Raw genomic sequence first — 22,617 nt, 5'->3', positions numbered from 1 at the left:
TTTCCCCGACAGGGTCCGCTACCTTTGCATTACGGGTCCGAACCGCCCGTGCAAAACGCAACCGAACCAAACATTAAACCCGCTAACCTATGCAAAGAAACTTTACCCAGCATGTCCGCCGGATACTGCGAAGCCTGGCGCTGACGCTCCTTCTTTCGGCAGGTGTCCATGCGCAGGCCGCAGCGCCGCAGCGCGACATCACCGGAAGCGTGAAATCCGTGTCCGGGGAGGCGATGGCCGGCGTCACCGTCATGGTCAAGGGAACGACCACCGGCACCACCACGGGCGCCAACGGCGTCTTCAATCTGAAAATCCCGGCCGACGCCAAGGCACTGAGCGTCTCCTTCATCGGATACGCTCCGCGTGAAGTGCCCCTTTCGGAGAAAAAAACCGTCTACACCATCATCCTCGAAGAGGATGTCGTTTCGATGGATGAGGTCGTGGTCATCGGCTACGGCTCGGTGGCCAAACGCGATCTCACGGGCGCCGTAGCCTCCGTTTCGGGCCGGGTCCTCGCGGATTCTCCCGTTTCGAACATGGCCCAGGCCCTCACCGGACGCATGCCCGGCGTACAGATCACCACGACCGACGGATCGCCCGACGCAGATGTAAAAATACGCGTGCGCGGAGGAGGGTCCATCACGCAGGACAATTCGCCGCTCTATATCGTCGATGGATTCCCCGTGGAGCGCATCTCCGACATTTCGGTCAACGACATCCAATCGATCGACGTGTTGAAGGACGCCTCCTCGGCAGCCATCTACGGCGCACGCGGCGCCAACGGCGTCATCATCATCACCACCAAATCGGCCAAAGCCGGCAAAACGACGGTCTCCTACAATGCCTTCGCGCAGATGAAATACGTGCCGAAGATGATCGACGTTATGAAACCCTATGAATTCGTACAGATGCAGTACGAGCTGACCTCGCTCAAAGGCGGCCAGGACGCCGAGTCCTTCGCCAGCCACTTCGGCACACCGGCCGATTTCGACATCTACCGCCGGATGCCCGGCCGCGACACCCAGTCGGAGATGTACGGCCGTACGGCCTGGGGACAATCGCATAACCTCTCGATAGCGGGCGGCACGAACAAGACCCGTTTCACGCTGAGCGCCACGCACCTCGACGAGGACGGCGTGCTGCTCGAATCGGGTTACCGGCGCACGAACCTCAACTTCAAGATGAACCACGATCTGTTCAAGAACGTGCGGCTCGACCTGTCGGCCTACTATACCAATACGGTGATCGACGGAGCCGGCACGACGGTCAACTCCTCGACCGAGATCAAGAACGCCGTGAGCTACCGCCCGACCATCGGCAAAGCCGAACGCGGACACGGCGCCTCGGATCAGGACATTTCGTGGGTGGACGAGAACATCGAGGCCCAGAGCCAGCTCTACGACCCCGTGGAGCTCATCAAGCAGGACTACAAACGGCAGCGGCGCAACGAACTGAACGTCAACGGTGCCGTCACATGGAAATTCGCCAAGCACTTCACCTGGCGCTCCGATTTCGGCATGCTGACGCGCGACTACGAAACCAAGCGTTACTACGGCCCGCTGACCTACACCTCGCGGCAGGCCGGATCGCAGCCCGTGGCCCAGATCACCACGCAGAACATGCCCCGCTGGCGCACGTCGCACACGCTGACCTACGACATCAAGAACTACCGCAAAAAGCACAACATCAACGTCATGGCCGGATTCGAGGCCATGCGCGAGACTTCGACGCTGCGCGAGATGAAATCCTACCAGCTGCCTGCGGACATGGCCATCGACGATATTTTCGCCAACATGGCCTTCGGGTCGCAGGAGTATCCTTACACTTTCGAAGATACCCCCGTGGCCATGGCGTCGTTCTTCGGCCGCGTGAACTACTCCTACCGCAACAAATACCTCGTCACGGCGACCGTGCGCATCGACGGATCGTCGAAATTCGCACCCGGCAACCAATGGGGTTGTTTCCCCTCGGCGGCTTTCGCCTGGCGCATCTCCGAAGAGCCGTTCCTCAAACAGGCCGAATGGATAGACGACCTGAAACTGCGCGTCAGCTACGGCGAAGCGGGCAACAACCGCATCGCCAACGACATGTGGCGCCGCACGTTCAAGGGGATGTTCACCGGACAGCAGAACATGGTGGCCGGCATCGGCGGCAAACCCAACATCTACCTCACCAACTCCTCGTCGGTGCTCATCAACGAAGATCTGGTGTGGGAAACCACCGCGACCCGCAACCTCGGCGTCGATTTCGGAGTGTTGAAAAACCGGCTCTCGGGTAGTGTCGAACTCTATTGGAACACGACGCGCGACCTGCTCATCAAAAACAAGATTCCCCTCCACACGGGTTACAACGAACAGCAGGTCAACGTCGGACAGACCTCGAACCGCGGTCTGGAAATCTCGCTTACGGGCGTGATCGTCGATAAACGCGACTTCCAGCTCTCGGCCTCGTTCAACATCGCCTTCAACCGCAACAAGGTGGACAAGCTCTACGGTGCAGAGCAGAAATTCTACGACAGCGGCTGGAACAACAACAACCTGCGCGACTACCTGCTCAAAGAGGGCGAACCCGTGGGTCTGATGTACGGCTACGTCACCGACGGATATTATACCGTAGACGATTATGAGGACGGTCCCGGCTGGGTGCTCAAACCCGGAGTGGCCAACAGCCAGAACATCACCGGTTCGAACGGCAATCCGGGCGACTATCCGCGCGTGGGTTCGCTCAAACTCAAAAAGACCACCCCATACGACCCGAACGACCCCGAGTCGTGCATCGTGACCGAAGCCGACCGCACGGTGATCGGCAACGCCAACCCCAAGCACACCGGAGGTTTCAGCCTGACGGCCGCATTCAAAGGCTTCGACCTCTCGGCGATGTTCAACTGGGTCTACGGCAACAGCATCTACAACGCCCAGAAGCTCTTCAACACATCGACGGGCAAATATCAGTGGCACAACCTCCGCTCGGAGATGGATTCACGACACCGTTTCCGCGTCTTCGACGACGCCGGCAACGACCTGCGCAACGACAAGGAGGCTCTGCGGGCGCTGAATGTCAACGCCTCGATTTGGAGCCCGGTCTACCAGTACCCGATTCTCCACTCGTGGGCCATCGAGGACGGCTCGTTCCTGCGTCTGAGCAACCTCACGCTGGGCTACACCCTGCCGCAGCGCATCACCAAGAAGGTCTGGCTCTCGAAATGCCGCATCTACGTCACCGCCACGAACCTCTTCTGCTGGACGGCCTACACGGGCTTCGATCCCGAGGTCGATACGCGCCGCAGTTCGCCCCTCACCCCGGGCGTGGACTACTCGGCCTACCCCCGCACACGGTCGTTCGCCTTCGGCGTCAACCTCACCTTCTGATTTCCGGCAACGCTAAAATACCATAACCATGAAACGAACCATCCGACATATCACCGCCCTCGGGCTCCTGTTCACCGTCTGCTCCTGCGCGGACTTCCTCTCCACGGAGTCCCCTTCGACCATGCCCGACACGAAGGTATTCAGCACCGAAGGCGACACCTACCGCGCCGTGATGAACATCTACGCCGTTCTGGCGCGCAACTCGCTTTACAGCCAAAGGGTAAGCCTCTTCGCCCCCTACAACAACGACATCGAGTACGCCAAAACCAACGCCACGGCCGAGGACAGCCGCCGAGGCTTGTGGGACTATACGCTCACCTCGGCCAATACCGAAACGCTCCCGATGTGGGCCGACCTCTACATGGGCATCAACAGCGCCAACGAGTGCATCGCGGGCATCGAGAACGGTCCGCTGCTCGGCGCAACCTCGCCCGAAACGCCCTCGGCCATCCGCCAGCTCTACGGCGAAGCCAAGGCCCTGCGCGCGCTGCTCTATCTGGAACTGGTCCGCAACTGGGGCGACGTGCCTTTCCTGACGCGCGAAACCCGCTACAACGACGATTTCTACATCGCCCCCACCGACCGTGACGAGATACTCGCCTACCTGATCGACGATCTGATCGACGCCGAACCGGGCATGTTCTACGCCTCGGAGATCGCCGAAGCCTGCGAACGCATGAACCGCGGCGCCGTGCAGGCGCTCATCGCCCGCTTGTCGCTCACGCGCGGCGGCTGGGCGCTGCGTCCCAACGCCGACGACGTTTCGGACCCCGGACGAATGGTCCGCCCGGACGACTACGAAAAATACTACCGCATAGCCAACACCTATGCCCGCAAACTCTACGAATCGGGCAAGCACTCGCTGGGACTCTCCTACAAACAGGTGTTCGTCAACGAAGCCCAGAAGGTCTTCCCGTCGAACGACGACATGCTCTACGAAGTGGCGATGGCCATGAGCTATTCGAGCTACGTGGGCCACTACATCGGCCAGCGCATCGACAACAGCCCAAGCATCATCTATGGATACAGCAACCCCTGGTTCATGGTGACGATGCCCTATTTCCACTCTTTCGACAGTGCCGACCTGCGCCGCAGCGTCAACTGCACACCTTACACGTGGGTCTGGAACAACACGAAGGGCCGCATCGAGCAAAAGATCTCCGACTGGAAGAACATCTACATCGGCAAATGGTCGAAGCTCGACATGAAGACCCCGCAGGGCGCAGGCGCCACGATCAACACCGGAATCAACTTCCCGGTCCTGCGCTACACCGATGCCCTGCTGATGCTGGCCGAGACCGAGAACGAACTCAACGACGGCCCCACCGATCTGGCCCGCGAGGCGCTGAAAACGGTCCGCCGCCGTGCCTTCGCCTCCGGACTCCATGCGGAGAAGGTCGATAACTACGTCGCGGCCCTCACGGGACATGACGACTTCTTCGAAGCCGTCGCACAGGAGCGCGCCTGGGAGTTCTGCGGCGAAGGTATCCGCAAATACGACCTCATCCGTTGGAACCGCCTCCGCCAAAGCCTCATCGACCTGCGGCAAAAACACATCGACATGGCCGTAGGCGCCCGCACCGGCACCGGCAAATACAAGGACATCCCGGCCAACATCTATTGGAAACTGCTCGACGACGGCACGCTCGACATCGTGGGCCTCGACCAGAACATGTCCTCGGCACCCGCGGGTTACTCCACGAGGGGCTGGGCCAAAGAGATGGTCAGCCAGTCCGGCAGCGAATACATCGTCAACGATGCGGTCGATCAGTGGTGGCGACCCGAAATCTACAACCGCGACCCGATGGTCTACATCTATCCCTACCCGAAAGATGTCGTGGCCGAAAGCAAAGGCATGATCGTCAACCGCTACGGCAAACGATAGACATTTAACCCAACCCGAAGAAAGACATGAAAGCAACATACCGAAAACTGCTGACGCTGGCCGCAGCGCTGCTGACGGCCGCAGGCTTCATCGCCTGTCAGGACGACCAGTCGCAGGAGTGGAACGATCCGCGGCTGTTCCTGCCCACCGATCTCGTAAATTTCAAACAGGACAACGGGCTCGTCGTCCGCTGGGGCATCTCCTACGGCGCCGCGGGATACCGCGTCGATCTCTCCGAAGATGCCGAATTCGCCGAAATCGCCGCCACGCAGGACATTCCCGCGTCCGACGGAAAGAATTACGAAGCCGTATTCACGGGTCTCGAAGAAGAGACTCTCTATTACATCCGCCTCTGTGCGCTGGCCGACAACGAAGCTCTCAACTCGAAATACCTCTATTCGGAAGGTACGACGGGACTGATGCGCTCGGTCTTCAACGAGGTGGGCTATGCCGACATGACCTACACTTCGGCCGCACTTTCGTGGACCGAAGACCTCGGAGCCCGTGAAATCCTCCTCACAGCCACCGGAGAGGCGGACATTCACCGCGTGCTGAGCGACGAAGAGATCCGGGAGATGCAGGCCGTGGTCACGGACCTCAAAGCAGGCGTAAAATACAAGGCGTCGTTCTATGTCAACGGCGAACTGGCCAGCTATGTCTGGTTCACGATGCCCCAGCTGCCCGAGGGCGCGATCCTCGTCACGAACGAAGATGACCTGAAAACCGTCATCGAAGAGGCTCCCGAAGGCGCCATCGTCCTGCTGACCGCGGGCCAGACCTACGATTATTCGTCGGAAACCATCGACCTGACGAAAGCCGTCACCGTCAAAGCCGCTCCCGGAGGCGCCAAACCGAGGCTCTACCTCAAAAGTTTCATCCTCGGCGGCACCACCGAAACATCGTCGTCGATGCCGCTCGTGCGGATCGAGGGGCTGGAAGTATCGGGACTCATCCCCTCAGGCGGACAGGAGGACCTCTCCGTGCAGCCCAACGACGCGATGTTCTCGTTCGACGTGAAGAACACCGCCCGCGACATCGCCGTCGGCCGACTGGAAATCGCCGACTGCATCATCCGCAACTACGCCAAGGGCTGCCTCGCATCGATCGACTACGGCTTCCACGCCGATGCCCGCATCCGCTTCGACTCCATCCTGGCCGACAATCTGCTGGTCTATGACCTCGGGCGCGACGTGGACAATGTCAACTCGTTCCTCCACCTCTGCGGGCGCACCGACGCCAACGACATCTACTGCGCGAACTTCATCATCCGCAACTCGACCTTCCACCACCTCTATCACGGACTGATTGAAGCCCGCTGCTGGACGGGCATCAAGGATCAGGTCGCCGCCCCCACCGCCGAGGTCACGAACTGCACGTTCGACTACATGGGCCTCATGGCCGACGGCGTATGGACAGGGACCAAGAAAGGCGGACAGCGCTACCTGTTCGAATTCCTCGGCTATGCCGACAAGGCGGAGATCACGCTTTCGCACACGATCGTGGGCGAGGTGCGGACCAACAACAGCAACATTCGCCCCACGGCGTTCAACAACGCCACGCTGACCTGCACAGCGACCTTCAAATCAACCGACACGGCTTTCGACAGCAAGTTCACCGCAACGGCCACGAACCTCTCGTCGGGACAGACCTTCCCGAAACGTGCGGAATACGATTTCACGCCTACGACGGACTACGCCAACTTCTTCGGAAACGGCGATCCGCGCTGGCAATAAACAACCCGGTGCGAGGGCTTTCGGGCCCTCGCACCTCAACCGAAACCTGCCATGAAACGATTTACCGGCATACAAACCCAAGCCCTTGCAGCGGCGGTCCTGAGCTTATTTTTCGCCTGCGCCGGCACTCCCGCGACCGAGAGCGGCAACGGAGATCCGACGCCGGCCCCGGGCAAAGTCATCTTCGCAGCCCCCGACGCCAAGACCTCCGGCGACGGCTCGATCGAACGTCCCTGCACGGTCCATCAGGCTGTGGAGAAGGCTGCGAAAGGGTGGACCATCTACCTGCGCGGCGGAGAATACACGCTCGTCAAACGACTGGAGCTCAATGCCATAGGCACCGAGGCGAAACCGATCCGCATGCTGGCCTACAACGGGGAAAAGCCCGTGTTCGAATGCTCGGGGCTGACCGAAGCGGTCTGGTCGCGGCAAGGCATCGTCCTGCGCGAAGGCTGCTACTGGTATCTGCAAGGCATCGAGGTCACCGGAGCCTACAACGAAGGATTCCGGATCGTCAACGGCTCGCACAACACTTTCGACCGCTGCGTGGCGCACCACAACGGCGGTTCGGGCTTCTCGATGAGTTTCGGCCACGAGAAACCGGGCGAACCGCTTCCGAACCCCGACGGGGAGAAAGCCGCCTGGAACACCTTCGTCAACTGCGATTCGTACAACAATTTCGACTGGTGGACCGTCAACGGGGGCGTCCCAGCCGCCGGAACCAATGCCGACGGATTCGCCGTCAAACAGGGCAGCGGCCGGGGCAACCGTTTCATCGGCTGCCGCGCCTGGAACAACTCCGACGATGCGTGGGACCTCTACGAATGCGGTCACGCCGTGGAGATGACCGACTGCTGGGCATGGCACACGGGGCATCGTGAAGACCACGTTGACATGTACGCCGACCGCACGGGCGGAAGCCTGACCGAAGAGGTCTGGGCCGGCGACGGCAACGGCTTCAAGATGGGCGGCGGGTGTCTGGATATCAGCGGCCGCGAATGCCGGGCCTACTCCAAAGGCACGCACCTGCTGCGCAACTGCATTTCGTTCGACAACGCCAAGAAGGGATTCGATCAGAACAACCACCCGATGGGAGCGTGGATCGAGAACTGCCTCTCGTTCGGCAACGGGATCAATTTCCAGTTCTGGAAGGAGAATACCGAAGGCACGGGCTGGGTATTGCGCAACAACATTTCGATGAACGGCGCCCGCAAGGACCAATTCAAGGGGCTGACCCTTCTGGCCGACGATCACAACTCGTGGAACCTCGGCATCAAGGGCAAACCCGCCGATTTCGTATCGCTTTCGGCCGCAGACGCCGCAGCTCCGCGCGGGGCCGACGGATCGTTGCCGGAACATTTCGGACGCCTCGCGGCCGGCAGCGCCTTCATCGACCGGGGTGCCCCCACCGAAACCGTCCGGGGCGACGGATTCGCCCGCGAACCGATCCCTTACAACGGCTCCGCCCCCGACCTGGGAGCTTACGAATACAACCAATAAGACCAACGATGAAAAAACTCCTGTTTCTGATTCTTTGCACCGCGGCAGGCAGCGTTTCGGCACAGCCCTGGCCGCGCCAGGAGCGGTTCACGCTCGACAATACCAAGCGCATGACCGATGCCAGCGTCTCGCTGTTCAACGTGCACTCGGACTACGACTTTCCCTACGTGATCCCGGCCCGGGAGGATGTGACCGAAAAACTGGTGCGCATTCTCGACTACCTGGAAGGTGCGACGGCCGACGGCATCGCCGACGCCGCGACGGGCGAACGGGTTACCGACATGCGGCGCATCCCCGCGCGTTTCGTCTTCACGCAAGGCGATTTCCGGCCCTACTCCTACGAATGGGGAGTGACCTATTCGGGAATGCTCCAGGCCGCCCGGGCAACCGGAAACGGGGCATTCGCGGATTACGTCGCACGGCGTATGGAACTGCTCGCACAGCTGCTGCCCGTTGCCGATGCCCGGCTGCGCAAGGACGCCGCCTGGGAGTCGCCCGTGAACGAGATCGTCCGCCCCCGGGTGCTCGACCATTGCGGCGCATTGTGTGCCGCGATGATGCGCAGCGGACAGAGCGAAACGCTGAAACCCTACACCGACCGCATCCTGCATTTCATCACCGACGAACTCTACCGTCTGCCGGATGGCACCGTGGCCCGCAACCAGCCCTATGAGAACATCCTCTGGCTCGACGACCTCTACATGAGCGTCCCGGCATTGTGCGAAGCCTACCGGACGACCGGCGATGAGAAATACGCCGACGATGCCGTGCGGCAGATCGTGCAGTTCGCCCGCCGCATGCAACTCGCCGGACCGGGACTTTTCATGCACAGTTGGGTGGAGTCGATGACCCCGCATCCGGCACTCTGCTGGGGCCGTGCGAACGGATGGGCGACGCTGGCAATGTGCGACCTGCTGGATGTACTGCCCGAAGAACATCCGGGACGCAGGGAAGTGCTGGAAATCTTCCGCGCCCATTGTGCAGGGCTTCTCGCCTGCCAGTCGGGCGAAGGGCTCTGGCACCAGCTGCTCGACCGCAACGACTCCTACCTCGAATCGTCGGCAACGGCGATGTTCGTCTACGGCTTCGCCCGCGGCATCAACCGGGGATGGCTCGACGCCAAAGCCTACGGCCCCGCAGCGCTGTTGGGATGGAACGCGCTGGGAACGCAGATCAACAACATCGGGCAGATCGAGAACGTCTGCGTGGGTACGGGAGTCAGCTACGAACCGGCCTACTACTACAACCGCCACGTGCATCCCTACACCGCCCACGGCTACGGCCCCGTCCTGATGGCGGGCAGCGAAATGCTCGCCCTGCTCGACGGTTTCGATATCCGCCAATCGACGGCCATCTACTTCTACGACCGCAAATAACCTGCAAACCCGATGATCCGAAAACTATTCCTATCCATTGCGCTGCTACCTCTGACGGTTTCGGCGGCCGATTACCGCCTCACCTCGCCCGACGGCGGCATCGTCCTCGAGGTGGTGTGCGGCGACAGCCTCACCTACCGCGTCGAAGCCGCCGGAGAGATCGTCTTCACCCCTTCGCCGCTGGCGATGACTTTCACCGACGGCACCGTATGGGGCGTGCAGCCGAAGGTCGTGAAAAAAAACTACTCGGAATCCGATTCGCAGATTCCGAGCCCGCTCTACCGCAAAAGCTCCGTCCGGGACCGTTACAAACAGCTGACGCTGACCTTCCGAGGCGGTTACGGCGTCGATTTCCGGGCCTATGACGACGGCGTCGCCTACCGCTTCTTCTCGCTCGACGACACGCCGCGGACGGTGACCGACGAACTCGTCCGGTTCAACTTCGCCGCCGACCACGAAGCCGTCGTCCCCTATGTGCTCGACCGCGAGGGAACCAAAAAAACTTTCGCACAACAGTTCAACAACTCGTTCGAGAATGTCTACACCCACGCCGCGCTTTCGGAACTGGACCCGCAGCGGCTGATGTTCCTGCCGCTGGCGGTACGCCTCCCCTCGGGACGCGCTGTCTGCATCACCGAAGCCGATCTGGAAAGCTATCCGGGCATGTACCTCAACCACGACGGCCGGGGTACGTCGCTGCGGGGCGTCTTCCCGCCCTGTCCCAAAGCCACCCGAACCGGCGGACACAACAACATCCAGCGCCTCGTGACCGAAACCGAACCCTACATCGCCCGCATCGGGGGTGCGCGAACCTTTCCGTGGCGTGCGGCAGCCATCGTCGCAGAGGATGCCGGACTGCTCGACTGCGATCTGGTCTACCGCCTCGGAGCCCCCTGCCGTCTGAACGACACCGCATGGATTCGCCCCGGACAGACCGCCTGGGAGTGGTGGAACGACTGGGGCGTCTACGGCGTCGATTTCAAAAGCGGCATCAACACCGAAACCTACAAACACTATATCGACTTCGCGGCCGAATACGGGCTGGAATACGTTCTGCTCGACGAAGGGTGGTCGCGCATCGGCACGGGCGACCTCTATCAGGTCGTTCCGGAACTCGACCTGCCGGAGGTCGTGGCCTATGCCAACGAAAAGGGCGTCGGCGTACTACTCTGGGCGGGATATGCCGCCATCGACCGGGATTTCGAGGGAATTTGCCGCCACTACGCCGCAATGGGTGTCAAAGGCTTCAAGATCGACTTCTTCGACCGCGACGATCAGGAACTCGTCGAGTTCGTCTACCACGCCGCGGAGACTGCCGCCCGGTACCGGCTCGTGCTCAACCTACACGGCATGTACAAACCCACGGGACTGCAACGCACCTATCCGAACCTGATCAATTTCGAGGGTGTCTTCGGATTGGAACGGGTCAAATGGACTTCCCCCGAAGAGGCCGATCCGGTCCTTTACGACGTAACCGTGCCGTTCATCCGTCAGTTCGCCGGTCCGATGGACTACACGCAGGGGGCGATGCTCAACGCGAACCGGAAAAACTTCCGGGCCCGCACCGAGGAACCGATGAGCCTTGGCACGCGCTGCCGCCAGCTCGCCGAATACATCGTCTTCGAATCGCCGCTGGCAATGCTCTGCGACAGCCCCGCGAAATACCGCGACGCCGAAGAGTGCGCCCGGTTCATCGCCTCCGTACCGACCGTCTGGGACCAGACCCGCCCGCTGGCGGGACGCATCGGCGAATACGTCGCCACGGCACGCCGCAAAGGCCGTACGTGGTACCTCGGCGGGATCACCGACTGGAACGCCCGGACGCTGACGCTCGACCTGGGGATGCTCGGCGAGGGCGACCATGCCGTGACGCTGTTCCGCGACGGCGTGAATGCCGACCGCTATGCCCAAGACTACAAGTGCGAAACATTCCGCCTCGGGACATCCCGGCAGCTGACCGTGGAGATGGCCCCCGGAGGGGGTTTCGCCGCCATCATCACTCCCATAAACCGACAGACGCCATGCGACGACTGACCCTATCGCTCTTACTGCTCTGCGGCATTCTGCCGCTCGACGCACAGACTCCGCCCGTCAGCCTCAACGGCCGCTGGGAGGCGGGCGACGACCGCCGCTACGACCGCACCGCCGAGGTGCCGGGAATCGCCGCGGACCCCACGCGGAAAAACGACGGCCGCCTTTGGTACCGCCGCGAAGTGACGCTGCCCGAAGGCCGCTGGACGGCTGCAACGCTGGAACTCTGCGGCGCCCGGTTCCGGCCCGAGGTCTTCGTCAACGGTGTCAGCGTTTCACGCGCCGAGGGCGGCATGGCCCCGACCCTGCATCCGCTGACGAGCCGCGACGTGCGGCCCGGACGCAGGATCGTGCTCGAAATCGCCCTGGAATCGCTTGCCGACGTGCCGCAGGAGGATGCCTCCTACATCCCCGTCGCCGACCAATGGAGATCGAACAACTCCTCGGGACTGTGGGACGACGTCAATCTCCATTTCCATTACGACGCAACAATCGGCGGCATCGTGCTTTTCCCCGACATCCGGGCAAAGACGCTCCGCATCGGCTGCCGCCTCGATCCCCTTCCCGGCAGGAAACTCCGCGAAGGGCGCGGAACGCTGACGATAACCGACCGGAACGGACATAAAATGCTCGAACAACCGTTCGAATACCGTCCCGGAGAGAACTCGATCGACATCGCCTACGGCGGCATTCTCGGCGAATGGTCGCCCGAACATCCGAACCTCTATGTCATGGAACTGCGGCTCGACACCCGCGACAGCCGCACGATGCCGTTCGGCATCAAGGAGTTCCGCACCGAGAACAAACAGTTCCGTCTCAACGACCGTCCCTGTCCGCTGCGCGGCAGCACGGTGGTCTGGCACCGCTGGGTCCGCACGGAAGAGGGTGCCCGGCTCGGATACGACACCACGTGGTTCCGCGACAATGTCGTGCTGCGGCTCAAAGAACACGGCGCCAACCTGCTGCGGTTCCACCTGGGAGTGCCGCCGCGCCGCCTGCTGGACCTCTGCGACCGATACGGACTGGCCGTACAGTACGAATGGTCCTTCTTCCACGGCATGCCGGCCAGCGAAGCGAGCTGCACCGAGCAGTACGGCCGCTGGCTGGAAGCCGCCGTCGCACACCCTTCGGTCTGCATCTATCATCCTTACAACGAAACCGAAGGCGACGAACTCGGGCGGGTCTGGAATGCCCTGAACAAACTCCTGCCGCATTATCCGCAGCTGGTGATCTCGGAACGCGACGTGCTGCACCTGCACAAATACTGGTGGAGCATCTTCGAAAACGTCGGCATGTTCTACGACAGCTACGACCAGTTCGACCTGCCGATCATGACCGACGAATTCGGCGGCAACTATCTCGACGGCGACGGCGAACCCGGAGGATACGTCACCATCCGCGAAACCCTGCTGCGCTTCCTCGGGCGCAACCACACCCCTGCGATGCGGCTCAAATTACAGGAGTATTCCCACGGCAGGATCGCCGAATATTGGCGCCGCATCGGCGCGGCAGGAGCCGCACCGTTCCCCGTGGCCAGCAGTTGGGAAGACGGCAACCACTGGTTCCTCGGCCCGCTGGCCGAAGGCCGCCCCAAGCCGGTCTGGAATTCCCTGACGGCGGCCTGGTCGCCCCGGTCGGTGAGCGCCGAGATCTGGGACCGCAACTTCACGCCCGGGCAAACCGTGAGCTTTCCGCTCTGGCTCTTCAACGATACGGACGAAAAGGCCGCGCTGACGGCGCGCATCACGGTAGAGGACGCCGACGGCAAGATCTACGACGAACACATCGTCAACCGGACTCTCGGACCTTACTCCCGTATATCGCAACCGCAAACAGTCTTGCTGCCGAACCGCACGGGCGACTATATCCTTCGTGCGGAACTGGTCCGCGGACGGACGGCGCAGGTGAAATATCCGGTCGTATCGAAGTGGGACATCCGCACGTTCCGGACCACGGTGCCCGCCGAGGTCGCCGCACAGCGGATCTATATTCCGGCGGACGAATCCGAACTGCTGGCTTTCGCCCGGGACAACGGACTGGCGCTTACGCAGGAATCCGCGCAAGCCGACCTGCTGCTCTTCGGCCGGAAAAGCTGGGAACATATCGCCGCAGGCGGCACCGCCGTGGGCGAAACGATCCGGCAGGCTCTCGAACGGGGCGCCTCGGCGGTTCTGCTCGACGCCGGGGATATCGCCCTGGGGCAAGGTTATCCCCGGAAAAACGGCGACGGCGTATGGGGCCCCCTGCAAGGCGTGGTCAAGATCGAGAATCCCGGCACGAAACGTTACGAACTGTTCAAGGGGCTGACGCTGCTCTTCACCGAGGCCGCAGAACCGGAAAGTTTCCAATTCCCGGCCCCGGACAACGACGTACTGTGGCAGAACATGCCCGCCGGCTATTCGGGCATGTGGAACGGCTACCGCGGCGGACTGACCGTTCCGGCCTACGACATGAGCATCGCAGGATTGAGCGCCCGCTCGTTCTTGGAGCAGTGGGCGGCACGCGGAGCCGACCGTGCACAGATCACCCAAGGAAGCAATTATTACGGCTACGAGTTGCAGGGCTTCTATGCCTTCTCGGACAAAGCCGACGACGCGGCCGTCGAGGCGGCGCTGAAAGAGCGTGTGCGGTTTCTGATCGAAGACGCCCCGGCATTGGCCGTCGTGATGAACGCCGATGCTCCGATCACCGTCACGGACCTTGCGGGCGGGTACGAGGCCGCCAAAACGGGTCTCGTCGAAAACCTTGAAATTCTTGCCAATGCAGGAAAGGACCTCACGAAGAGTCCGGTCGTGGCGATCGGGTTCGGCGAAGGACGCGGCCGCCTGCTGGTCTCGCAACTGCTCACCGAAGGGCGTCTGAGCCCCGGATTCGGCAGCGACGGGCTTTACGGCGTGCGCTACGACGCAACGGCGGTGCAAACGGTCGTGAACCTGCTCGCAGCGGCAGCCGATACGAAAAAAACTAAAACCTACGATCCATGAAGAGTAAAAACATTCTTTTACCGCTCCTTGCAGCCGCCCTGATCTGTTGCAAGGCCCCGGATGCCGCGGCTCAGCTACCGGCCCCGGCATCGGAGAAAACTTTCGCCGCACTGATCGGGGAAGCGGCCTATCTTGCCGGAGGCACAGAACGTTACACGCCTTTCGGCGACGGCGATTTCCGGATCATCCGCGTCACGAACCTCGACAAAGAGGGCGAAGGATCGCTCGCATGGGCCATCCGGCAAAAAGGCCCCCGCATCGTAGTCTTCGAAACGGGCGGAGTGATCGATCTGGAGGGAGCGACCCTGAAACTCCAGGAGCCCTATCTCTACATCGCGGGCCAGACGGCTCCGGCTCCGGGAATCACGCTGATAAAAGGCGAAGTGAGCATCCAGAGCCACGACATCCTCATCCGTCACATCAGCGTCCGCCCCGGCGACCGAGGCATGATGAAAGGCTCGGGCTGGGAGGCCGACGGCATGAGCACCTGGAAAGCCTGGAACGTCGTGGTAGACCACTGTTCGCTGACCTGGGCCACGGACGAACTGCTCTCGGCATCGGGTCCCCGCCACGAAGGACGGGACAAGACCTCGCACGACATCACTTTCAGCAACAACATCATCGCTGAATGCCTGAGCAATTCGACCCACTCCAAAGGCGAACACTCGAAAGGCACGCTCATCCACGACTACTGTTCGCGCATCGCCGTCGTAGGCAACCTCTACGCCTCCAACCTCGAACGGAATCCGCTACTGAAACCCAATGCCCGGGCATACATCGCCAACAACGTGATATACAATCCCAAGCGGCGCGCCATTCACGCTTCGTGGCCCGAAGATGAATACAGAGAATATCCCGACAGCCTGCGCCCGGCCAAGATCGCCGCAGTGGGCAACGTGCTGATTCCCGGTCCCGACACACCGTCCGATTTCTGGATGATCTTCGGCAAGATAGAAGCCTACCATCAGGACAACATGATCACTCCGAACGCCGGCGACACCAAAGGCGAACGCAAACGGCGCATCGTCAACAATCAGGTCACGGTCCTCGCCGAAAACCCCGTATCCGCACCCGTCTACCGACCTATTCCGTCGGCCGAGACGGCTGCCGCAGTGCTGGCGAATGCCGGAGCGCGCCCCGCGCAGCGCGACGCCATCGACCGCCGGCTGACGGACGAAACGAAAGCCGGAACAGGCCGGGTGATCGACAGTCAGGACGACGCGGAGGGGTACCCCTCCTGCCAACCGGTACGCCGCCCGCTCGACATCCCGGATTCGGGAATCGAGGAGTGGCTCGAAAAACTGGCCGTGGCCCTGCTGAATCCATAAAAAGAACGGATACCGGTTGACCGGTATCCGTTTTTCTTACCCGCAGACGGAAGCCGCATCTCTTCCGGGCTGGATTTTGTGCGAAATTTGCCGTATCTTGCCGAAAATTCGAGATTATGACCGAACGACTGCAATTCATACCTTTCAAATCCCGCGCCGACAAAGGCTGGGACGAAGCATGGGCCCTCTATGAAATCTCCTTCCCAGACTGCGAACGCTGGAACGCCGCCGGCTACGACCGTGCGTTCGGCGATCCGCATTTCGAAGCCGACGGCATCTGGCGCGGCGAAGAGTTCATCGGCATCCTCTTCCATTGGAAAGCCGGGGATTTCCACTATGTCGAGCATCTGGCCGTATCGCCCCGTCTGCGCGGGCAGAACATGGGTTCGAAAGCCCTCGCGGCATTCGCGGAGGGCCGGCGCGTCATTCTGGAAATCGACCCTCCGGAGGACGAAATATCCGTCCGGCGCCTGCATTTCTACCAACGGCTCGGATTCGTCGAAAATCCCCAGGAGTATATCCATCCCTCGTTCCGGAAGCCGTTCCACGCCCACCGGCTCGTGCTGATGAGCCGTCCCGGGCCCCTCACGAACGAAGAAGCCCGCGATTTCGCGGACTTCGTGCGGGAACGGGTGCTGCGCTATTCGGAGCATGAAGCCCCGACGCTGCCCCGGCTGCCGTAAAACTGCCGTTACAACACTCCGACCAGGTATTTCGTGACGTAATAACCGCCCACGAGCAGCCAGACGTACAACAGCCCCGCCAGCACGAAAGGCTTGGCCCCGGCCTGCTTGAACTTGGCGAGGTTCGTCTCGGTGCCCAGCGCCGTCATGGCCATCGTCAGCATGAAGGTATCGGCGTATTCGATGGCGCCGTTCAGCGGAATTTCCCGGACGCTCTCCACGCCGAAAAGGTATTGCAGCAGCGAATTGAGGCAAATGACCCCGATGAATCCGAACGCGAACCACGGCACGGCGATCTTGTTCTTTTCCTTCCTGCCCCCGGCGCTCTTCCGGCGGCCCGCCAGCACGAACCCCATGACCACCAGCACGGGAGCCAGCAGCATGACGCGGATCATCTTGGTGATGGTGGCCGTTCCGGCGATTCCCAGCGCATCGGTCGGGTCCATCGCGTTGCCCGCCCCGGCCACATGGGCCACCTCGTGGAGCGTGCTGCCCGTATAGACGGCCACGCCGGTATCGGTCAGTCCGTCGAGCATGCCCGTGCGGTACATGACAGGGTAGAGGAACATCGAGAGGGTTCCGAAGATGACGACCGTGGAGACGGCGATGGCGGTTTTGTAGCCCTCGCACCTGACGACCGGCTCGGCGCCCAGCACGGCGGCGGCTCCGCAGATGGCGCTGCCCGTCGAGGTCATCAGCGCCGTATCGCGGTCCATCTTCAGCAGGCGGCCCAGCAGGACGCCGCCCAGAATGGTGACCACGACGACGATCAGATCGACGGCGACGGCCGGAATGCCGACTGCCGCCACCTCGGTCAGCGTCAAGCGGAATCCGTAGAGGATGATGCCCCAGCGGAGCACCTGTTTCGTGCAGAACCGGATGCCCGGGACCCATGTTTCGGGCAGTTTGTTGCGCAGGCTGTTGGCATAGAGCATGCCCAGCACGATGCCGACGATCAGCGGACTGAACGAAAGCCGTCTGACGACGGGGAGTTCGGCGATGTAGAACGCCGCGAACGAGAACAGCGCGATCAGAAGAATTCCGTGGAGCGTATTCGCCCGGTTGCCTTTTTCCAACATATCCTTTATTCTATAATGCGTGATACGATAACTTTTTTTTTGCCGACAGGGCAAAGATCGCATCTTTTACCGGGATATGAAACAAAAAATCGTTATCCGGAATAACCCGAGGTTATAACATGCCGCGAATCAGCGGTTCGCCCGGGCGAAATCGACGAACTGCCGGACCAGCCGCGCGGGTTCGGCCTCGGCGTGCACGAAGTTGAAATCGCGGGAGAGGGTCAGCCCCTCGATGTCGATGATCCGCAGCGCACCGCTGCGCAGTTCGTCCACCACCGAGGTCACCGACACGATGGCCAGCACGTCGCTGTTGCGAACGAAACCCTTGATGCCCTCGGTCGTGCCGAGGCGCATCACCACGTCGAGCTGCGAAAGGCGGATGCCCTTGGCGGCGAGCGCCGCGGAGATCACTTCGAGGGTTCCCGAACCGTTCTCGCGCAGCACGAGGGGCGTCGAAAGCAACTGTTCGCAGGTCAGCGATTCGGTGCGGGCATACCTGCCGCCCGTGCGGGTCACCAGCACCAGTTCGTCGGGCGCGAAGAAGGTATAGTGCAACCCCTGCCGACGGCTGACGCTCTCGACCATCCCCAGATCGACGGCGTGTTCCCCGAGCGCCTGCTCGACCTCGGAGCTGTTGCCCGAGAGCAGCGAAACCCGCACACCGGGAAACCGCATCGTAAAGCGCGCGAGGATGGGCGGCAGGAGATACTGGGCAATGGTCGTGCTGGCCCCCAGCCGCAGTTCGCCTTCGGTGAGGCTTGCGCAGAGGCTCATTTCGTACTCCAGACGGCGGTAGTCGTCGGCCAGCCGTTCGGCGGCTTCGAGCATCGTGCGCCCGACGTCGGTCAGCTCCAGACGGCTGCCGCGGCGGGCGAAAAGCTGCACCTTGTAACGGGATTCCAGCTCGCCGATGTGCTTGCTGACGGCGGGCTGCGAGATATAGAGCTGTTCGGCGGTCCGGGTGAAACTCAGCGTCCGGGCCGCGGTGATGAAGACTTTGAGCCGGAAATCGTCCATGACATCAGCCGAGATGCCCCTCCGCGGCGAACTCTTTCACCGAGCGGATGTAGTGGTCGATGGTCTCCTGCATCGAAACGAACGACTTGCCGCCCGCGGCATTCCTGTGGCCGCCGCCGCCGAAGTATTTCCGGGCGAAGAGGTTGACATCGACGCCGCCCCGCGAACGCAGCGAAACGCGGATGAACTTGCGGTGCGCCAGAAACATGGCCGACATCTTGACCTTCTTGATCGTGAGGGCGTAGTTGACGAATCCCTCGCTGTCGCCCTGCTGGAACTGGAAGCGGCGCATCTCGTTCTCCATAAGCGACATATAAGCCACCGTGCCGTCCTGGATCACCTCCATCTTGCGGTTGATGGCATAGCCGAACAGCCGTGCACGCCCCTCGGTATAGGCGTTGTAGACGTTGTTGTGGATGTCGGGGATCGAAATGCCCTTCTCGACCAGCACGGCCACGGCGCGGAACAGCTCGGGGGTGAGGAACGAGAAGGCGAAATTGCCCGTGTCGGTCATCATGCCCACGTAAAGCGTCTCGGCCATGCTGCGCGTGATGGCGTCGGTGCCGAACATCGCCTCGACGATGCTGTACACCAGAAAGCACGTGCTCGACGAATCGGGATGCGAGAACGAGAGGTCGAACCCTTCGTCGGGCGAAAGGTGATGGTCGATCAGCACGCGGCGGGCCGTGGTGTTGGCCTCGATGGTGTCGCTGAGGATCTCCAGCCGCGAAACGGCGTTGAAATCGAGGCAGAAAATCAGGTCCGCTCCGGCGATCGCCCTCTTCGCACGCCCCTCGGTGTCGGTCTTGAAGACCACGACCTCGTCGATGCCGGGCATCCAGTCGAGGAAATAGGGAAACTTGTTGGGAACGACGCACGTCACCTCGTGGCCCATCGTGCGCAGGATCTCGGCCCAGGCGAGCGACGACCCCACGGCGTCGCCGTCGGGATTGGTGTGGGAGACGATGACGATCCGCTGTCCGGCGCGCGCGAGCATCTCCCGCAGGCGTTCGATATGTTCTTTCGATAGTTTCATTCGTTTTCCTCCGCTTTGGTGGATTCGGCAAAGATACGAATAAGCGAGGGCAATGTCAAATTTTTATTTGAACATTGCCGAGCGGGAGTATCTAAGGCGTAGCCAAAGATACGAAAAAGCCGGGACGTTTCCAAAACCGGACCGTCTTGCGGTCCGGCAAAACGTACCGGCTAATACAAGCGTCGTTACGGCACCCGAGATACAAAAGCCGCGGGATGCACCGACAGTCCTACCGAATATTCAGCAGCACGAGGTTGTCGAGGACGCTCCGCTGGGCCGTCTGCTGGAGATACTCGGCCTGCTCGGCCGGAAGATCCGCGGTGAAGGCCGTCTGGTAGGGACGCTGGAAAATCGTCGTGAAAATGACGTTGGCCGCCAGATAGCTGCCCGGAACTTCGGGGTGATAGCAGTCCGGTCGGTAGAGGATGCAGTCGGGACGCTCGCGGCGCACCGTCCGCCACGCCATACCCACCGGAGCGCACCATGCACCGTTGTCGTAGGCCATTTCGAGGTAGCTGGTCTTCAGCCGCTCCTGCATCCCCTCGTATCCGTTCGAAAGCGGGTATTCGGCCACGGGCTTGCGGTTGCCGTACTTGTGTCCCCAGGTCATGTAGAAGATCACCCGGGCGTCGGGCGACGCGGCATGCACCAGACTGTCGAGCGTCCGGGCCGCGGGATAGACCTCGCGGGCAACCTGCCCGGTCGGCATCGCGGGGGCCGAGCTCTGCTCCTGCAAGACGACGTAGTCCCAGCCGCCGTCGGCAAGGGCTTGCAGCAGCTTCTTGTTTTGCAGATGTCCCGAGAAACGTTCGCCGCCTTTGAGGAAGCGCGTGCAGGAGATCTTCATCTTCTGGGTCGAAGCGATCTGCTGCACCATCGCGGGCAGATCGTTGAAATAGGTGAAACTGTTGCCGACCCACAGCACCCGCAGGGAGTCCTGCTGGGTCCGGGCCATGCCGCCCAGGGGCAGCAGAATCAGCAAAAGGCGAAAAACGTACTTGATCATATTTTTGGAGTTTTGGGTTGACGATGGTCGGCGGCGTATTTGCGGCACCAGGTCGCAATGCCGCATTCGCCGCACTTCGGGGCCCGCGCAATGCAGACGTAGCGGCCGTGGAGAATCAGCCAGTGGTGGGCGAGCGGCAGCAGGTGGCCGGGGATGTTCTTTTCGAGGGCCAGCTCCGTCTGGAGGGGCGTTTTCGAACGGGTCGTGAGTCCGATGCGCTCCGAGACGCGGAAGACGTGCGTATCGACCGGCATCACCTCTTTCTGCCACAGCACCGCCCCCAGCACGTTGGCCGTCTTGCGGCCCACGCCGGGCAGGCGCTGCATCTGCTCCAGGTCGGAAGGCACCTCCCCGCCGAACTCCGAACAGAGCATCCGGGCCATTCCCGCGAGGTTCTTGGCCTTGTTGTTCGGATAGGAGATACTCTTTATATAGGGATAAATCTCCTCGGCCGTGGCGCGGGCCATGTGGTGCGGCGTGGGAAAAGCCTCGAACAGCGCCGGAGTGGTCATGTTGACCCGCTTGTCGGTGCACTGCGCCGAGAGGATCACCGCCACCAGCAGTTGATAGGGATCGGTGTAGTGGAGTTCGCTCTCGGCCACGGGCATATGCTCCGAGAACCAGGCGATAATGCCGTCGTAACGCTCTTTCGTTGTCATATCCGTTGTTTTTTACGTCTGAACAGAATCTTTTTCACCAGCAGTCCGGGGCCCTCGGGGCAGAGCAGCAGCCGCGGGCAGCCGCAAACGTCGCGCCGCCAGCGGGCCAGATACTCCCGCACGGACCCCTCCCACGAAAGCACCCACAGGGCCACGGAACTCCGCCGCCGGAGGATGCGGAAACGGTTGGCGCCCGTGCCGTAGTGCGCCTCGAACCACAAGCTGATGTCCATCAGCGAGTCGCAGAAGGCGATCCGCTTGCGATAGGCCGTACTGTGGCTCACGCTGTCGGGCAGGCGCCGGTGGACGGCGGTGATGTCGGGCAGATAGCTTATGCGGCTGCACACCGAGAACCAGAGCCACATCGGGGCGTCGTCAGTCTTCCACCCGGGATGCTCTTCGGGGCGCACCTCGTCGTAATAGCGCGCGATCAGTTCGCGGCGGGCCAGCGTCGCGCAGTTGGCGATGGTCAGGCTGCACAGCAGGCGGGCGAAATCGGTGTAGTGGTCCGGATGGTCGGGCTCCGTGCGGCCGGTGGCCTGCCAGTAGTTCGAAGCGCGCGTATAGCACATGCCGCACTCCGGGTCGGCCTCCATCAGGTCGGCCTGTTTCTGCAACTTCAGCGGATCGCACCACCAGTCGTCGCCGTCGAGGTAGGCGACGTATTTCCCGCGGCAAGCCTCGAACGTCCGGCGGTAGTTGGCGCGCCAGCCCACGTTCTCCGGCGAAGTCACCAGCCGGATGCGGTCCGGGTATTTCGCCGCATATTCGCGGCAAATCTCCGCCGTGCGGTCCGTGCTGCAATCCTCGCCCACGACCAGCTCCACACCGAACGAAGTCCGCTGGGCCAGCACGCTTTCGATGGCTTGGGCGAGCCAAGCCTCGTGGTTGTAGGTGGTCATGCAGACCGATACGAGCGGCGTCTCCATCGG

The 22,617-nt window shown here is 61.8% G+C and carries 15 protein-coding genes; 9 read left to right on the top strand and 6 right to left on the bottom strand.

Going from position 1 to position 22,617, the window contains the following annotated elements:
* The first annotated feature begins 89 nt into the window (after nucleotides 1-89).
* From WMO46_RS00305 to WMO46_RS00265, 9 genes are all read left to right on the top strand, one after another.
* On the top strand, nucleotides 90-3,368 hold the full coding sequence (locus tag WMO46_RS00305; RefSeq protein ID WP_288660384.1) for a SusC/RagA family TonB-linked outer membrane protein: 3,279 nt from the start codon (nucleotides 90-92) through the stop codon (nucleotides 3,366-3,368).
* 28 nt (nucleotides 3,369-3,396) lie between these two features.
* Nucleotides 3,397-5,253, top strand: a complete 1,857-nt coding sequence (locus WMO46_RS00300) for a RagB/SusD family nutrient uptake outer membrane protein (protein ID WP_349093565.1) — start codon at nucleotides 3,397-3,399, stop codon at nucleotides 5,251-5,253.
* Between the two features lie 26 nt (nucleotides 5,254-5,279).
* A complete protein-coding gene (locus WMO46_RS00295) occupies nucleotides 5,280-6,986 on the top strand; it encodes a hypothetical protein (RefSeq protein ID WP_349093564.1) in 1,707 nt (568 codons plus the stop codon).
* Between the two features lie 51 nt (nucleotides 6,987-7,037).
* Complete coding sequence (locus WMO46_RS00290; RefSeq protein WP_349093562.1) at nucleotides 7,038-8,486, top strand: right-handed parallel beta-helix repeat-containing protein; 1,449 nt, start codon at nucleotides 7,038-7,040, stop codon at nucleotides 8,484-8,486.
* Between the two features lie 8 nt (nucleotides 8,487-8,494).
* Nucleotides 8,495-9,862: a glycoside hydrolase family 88/105 protein gene (locus tag WMO46_RS00285; protein WP_276759926.1), complete on the top strand. Its 1,368-nt coding sequence runs from the start codon at nucleotides 8,495-8,497 to the stop codon at nucleotides 9,860-9,862.
* Nucleotides 9,863-9,874: 12 nt separating this feature from the next.
* Nucleotides 9,875-11,896, top strand: a complete 2,022-nt coding sequence (locus tag WMO46_RS00280) for a glycoside hydrolase family 97 protein (protein ID WP_349093560.1) — start codon at nucleotides 9,875-9,877, stop codon at nucleotides 11,894-11,896.
* Nucleotides 11,884-14,877 (top strand): glycoside hydrolase family 2 protein, encoded by a 2,994-nt coding sequence (locus WMO46_RS00275; protein WP_349093558.1) that lies wholly within the window; start codon nucleotides 11,884-11,886, stop codon nucleotides 14,875-14,877. Before WMO46_RS00280 ends, WMO46_RS00275 begins: the two co-directional genes overlap by 13 nt.
* Nucleotides 14,874-16,205 (top strand): hypothetical protein, encoded by a 1,332-nt coding sequence (locus WMO46_RS00270; RefSeq protein WP_349093557.1) that lies wholly within the window; start codon nucleotides 14,874-14,876, stop codon nucleotides 16,203-16,205. Before WMO46_RS00275 ends, WMO46_RS00270 begins: the two co-directional genes overlap by 4 nt.
* Before the next feature lie 116 nt (nucleotides 16,206-16,321).
* Nucleotides 16,322-16,888: a GNAT family N-acetyltransferase gene (locus WMO46_RS00265; protein WP_019152009.1), complete on the top strand. Its 567-nt coding sequence runs from the start codon at nucleotides 16,322-16,324 to the stop codon at nucleotides 16,886-16,888.
* Between the two features lie 8 nt (nucleotides 16,889-16,896).
* Here WMO46_RS00265 and WMO46_RS00260 read toward each other — a convergent pair whose 3' ends face one another.
* The 6 genes from WMO46_RS00260 to WMO46_RS00235 all read right to left on the bottom strand — a co-directional run bounded on the left by WMO46_RS00260 (nucleotide 16,897) and on the right by WMO46_RS00235 (nucleotide 22,614).
* Complete coding sequence (locus WMO46_RS00260) at nucleotides 16,897-17,967, bottom strand: YeiH family protein (RefSeq protein WP_019152008.1); 1,071 nt, start codon at nucleotides 17,965-17,967, stop codon at nucleotides 16,897-16,899.
* Nucleotides 17,968-18,096: 129 nt separating this feature from the next.
* Nucleotides 18,097-18,984 (bottom strand): LysR substrate-binding domain-containing protein, encoded by an 888-nt coding sequence (locus WMO46_RS00255; protein ID WP_349093555.1) that lies wholly within the window; start codon nucleotides 18,982-18,984, stop codon nucleotides 18,097-18,099.
* Between the two features lie 4 nt (nucleotides 18,985-18,988).
* A complete protein-coding gene (locus WMO46_RS00250) occupies nucleotides 18,989-20,020 on the bottom strand; it encodes a DHH family phosphoesterase (protein WP_129650963.1) in 1,032 nt (343 codons plus the stop codon).
* Nucleotides 20,021-20,249: 229 nt separating this feature from the next.
* Entirely contained in the window at nucleotides 20,250-21,026 is a 777-nt protein-coding gene (locus tag WMO46_RS00245; RefSeq protein ID WP_019152005.1) for a DUF4886 domain-containing protein, read from the bottom strand.
* Nucleotides 21,023-21,685, bottom strand: coding sequence for an endonuclease III (gene nth, locus WMO46_RS00240; protein ID WP_019152004.1), 663 nt, complete (start codon nucleotides 21,683-21,685; stop codon nucleotides 21,023-21,025). Before nth ends, WMO46_RS00245 begins: the two co-directional genes overlap by 4 nt.
* Nucleotides 21,682-22,614 (bottom strand): glycosyltransferase family 2 protein, encoded by a 933-nt coding sequence (locus WMO46_RS00235; protein ID WP_288660413.1) that lies wholly within the window; start codon nucleotides 22,612-22,614, stop codon nucleotides 21,682-21,684. The genes nth and WMO46_RS00235 overlap by 4 nt, the downstream gene beginning before the upstream one ends.
* Between the last annotated feature and the right edge of the window lie 3 nt (nucleotides 22,615-22,617).

The sequence above is a fragment of the Alistipes intestinihominis genome (genome assembly GCF_040095975.1).
Classification (GTDB): Bacteria; Bacteroidota; Bacteroidia; order Bacteroidales; family Rikenellaceae; genus Alistipes; species Alistipes senegalensis.
Note: the sequence above shows the minus strand (reverse complement) of the source record. Positions and strands in the feature narration are given on the sequence as shown.

Bases quoted from the DNA above. Each gene is read 5' to 3' on its own strand.
- WMO46_RS00305 (WP_288660384.1), top strand. From the start codon at position 90: ATGCAAAGAAACTTTACCCAGCATGTCCGCCGGATACTGCGAAGCCTG.
- WMO46_RS00300 (WP_349093565.1), top strand. From the start codon at position 3,397: ATGAAACGAACCATCCGACATATCACCGCCCTCGGGCTCCTGTTCACC.
- WMO46_RS00295 (WP_349093564.1), top strand. From the start codon at position 5,280: ATGAAAGCAACATACCGAAAACTGCTGACGCTGGCCGCAGCGCTGCTG.
- WMO46_RS00290 (WP_349093562.1), top strand. From the start codon at position 7,038: ATGAAACGATTTACCGGCATACAAACCCAAGCCCTTGCAGCGGCGGTC.
- WMO46_RS00285 (WP_276759926.1), top strand. From the start codon at position 8,495: ATGAAAAAACTCCTGTTTCTGATTCTTTGCACCGCGGCAGGCAGCGTT.
- WMO46_RS00280 (WP_349093560.1), top strand. From the start codon at position 9,875: ATGATCCGAAAACTATTCCTATCCATTGCGCTGCTACCTCTGACGGTT.
- WMO46_RS00275 (WP_349093558.1), top strand. From the start codon at position 11,884: ATGCGACGACTGACCCTATCGCTCTTACTGCTCTGCGGCATTCTGCCG.
- WMO46_RS00270 (WP_349093557.1), top strand. From the start codon at position 14,874: ATGAAGAGTAAAAACATTCTTTTACCGCTCCTTGCAGCCGCCCTGATC.
- WMO46_RS00265 (WP_019152009.1), top strand. From the start codon at position 16,322: ATGACCGAACGACTGCAATTCATACCTTTCAAATCCCGCGCCGACAAA.
- WMO46_RS00260 (WP_019152008.1), bottom strand. From the start codon at position 17,967: ATGTTGGAAAAAGGCAACCGGGCGAATACGCTCCACGGAATTCTTCTG.
- WMO46_RS00255 (WP_349093555.1), bottom strand. From the start codon at position 18,984: ATGGACGATTTCCGGCTCAAAGTCTTCATCACCGCGGCCCGGACGCTG.
- WMO46_RS00250 (WP_129650963.1), bottom strand. From the start codon at position 20,020: ATGAAACTATCGAAAGAACATATCGAACGCCTGCGGGAGATGCTCGCG.
- WMO46_RS00245 (WP_019152005.1), bottom strand. From the start codon at position 21,026: ATGATCAAGTACGTTTTTCGCCTTTTGCTGATTCTGCTGCCCCTGGGC.
- nth (WP_019152004.1), bottom strand. From the start codon at position 21,685: ATGACAACGAAAGAGCGTTACGACGGCATTATCGCCTGGTTCTCGGAG.
- WMO46_RS00235 (WP_288660413.1), bottom strand. From the start codon at position 22,614: ATGGAGACGCCGCTCGTATCGGTCTGCATGACCACCTACAACCACGAG.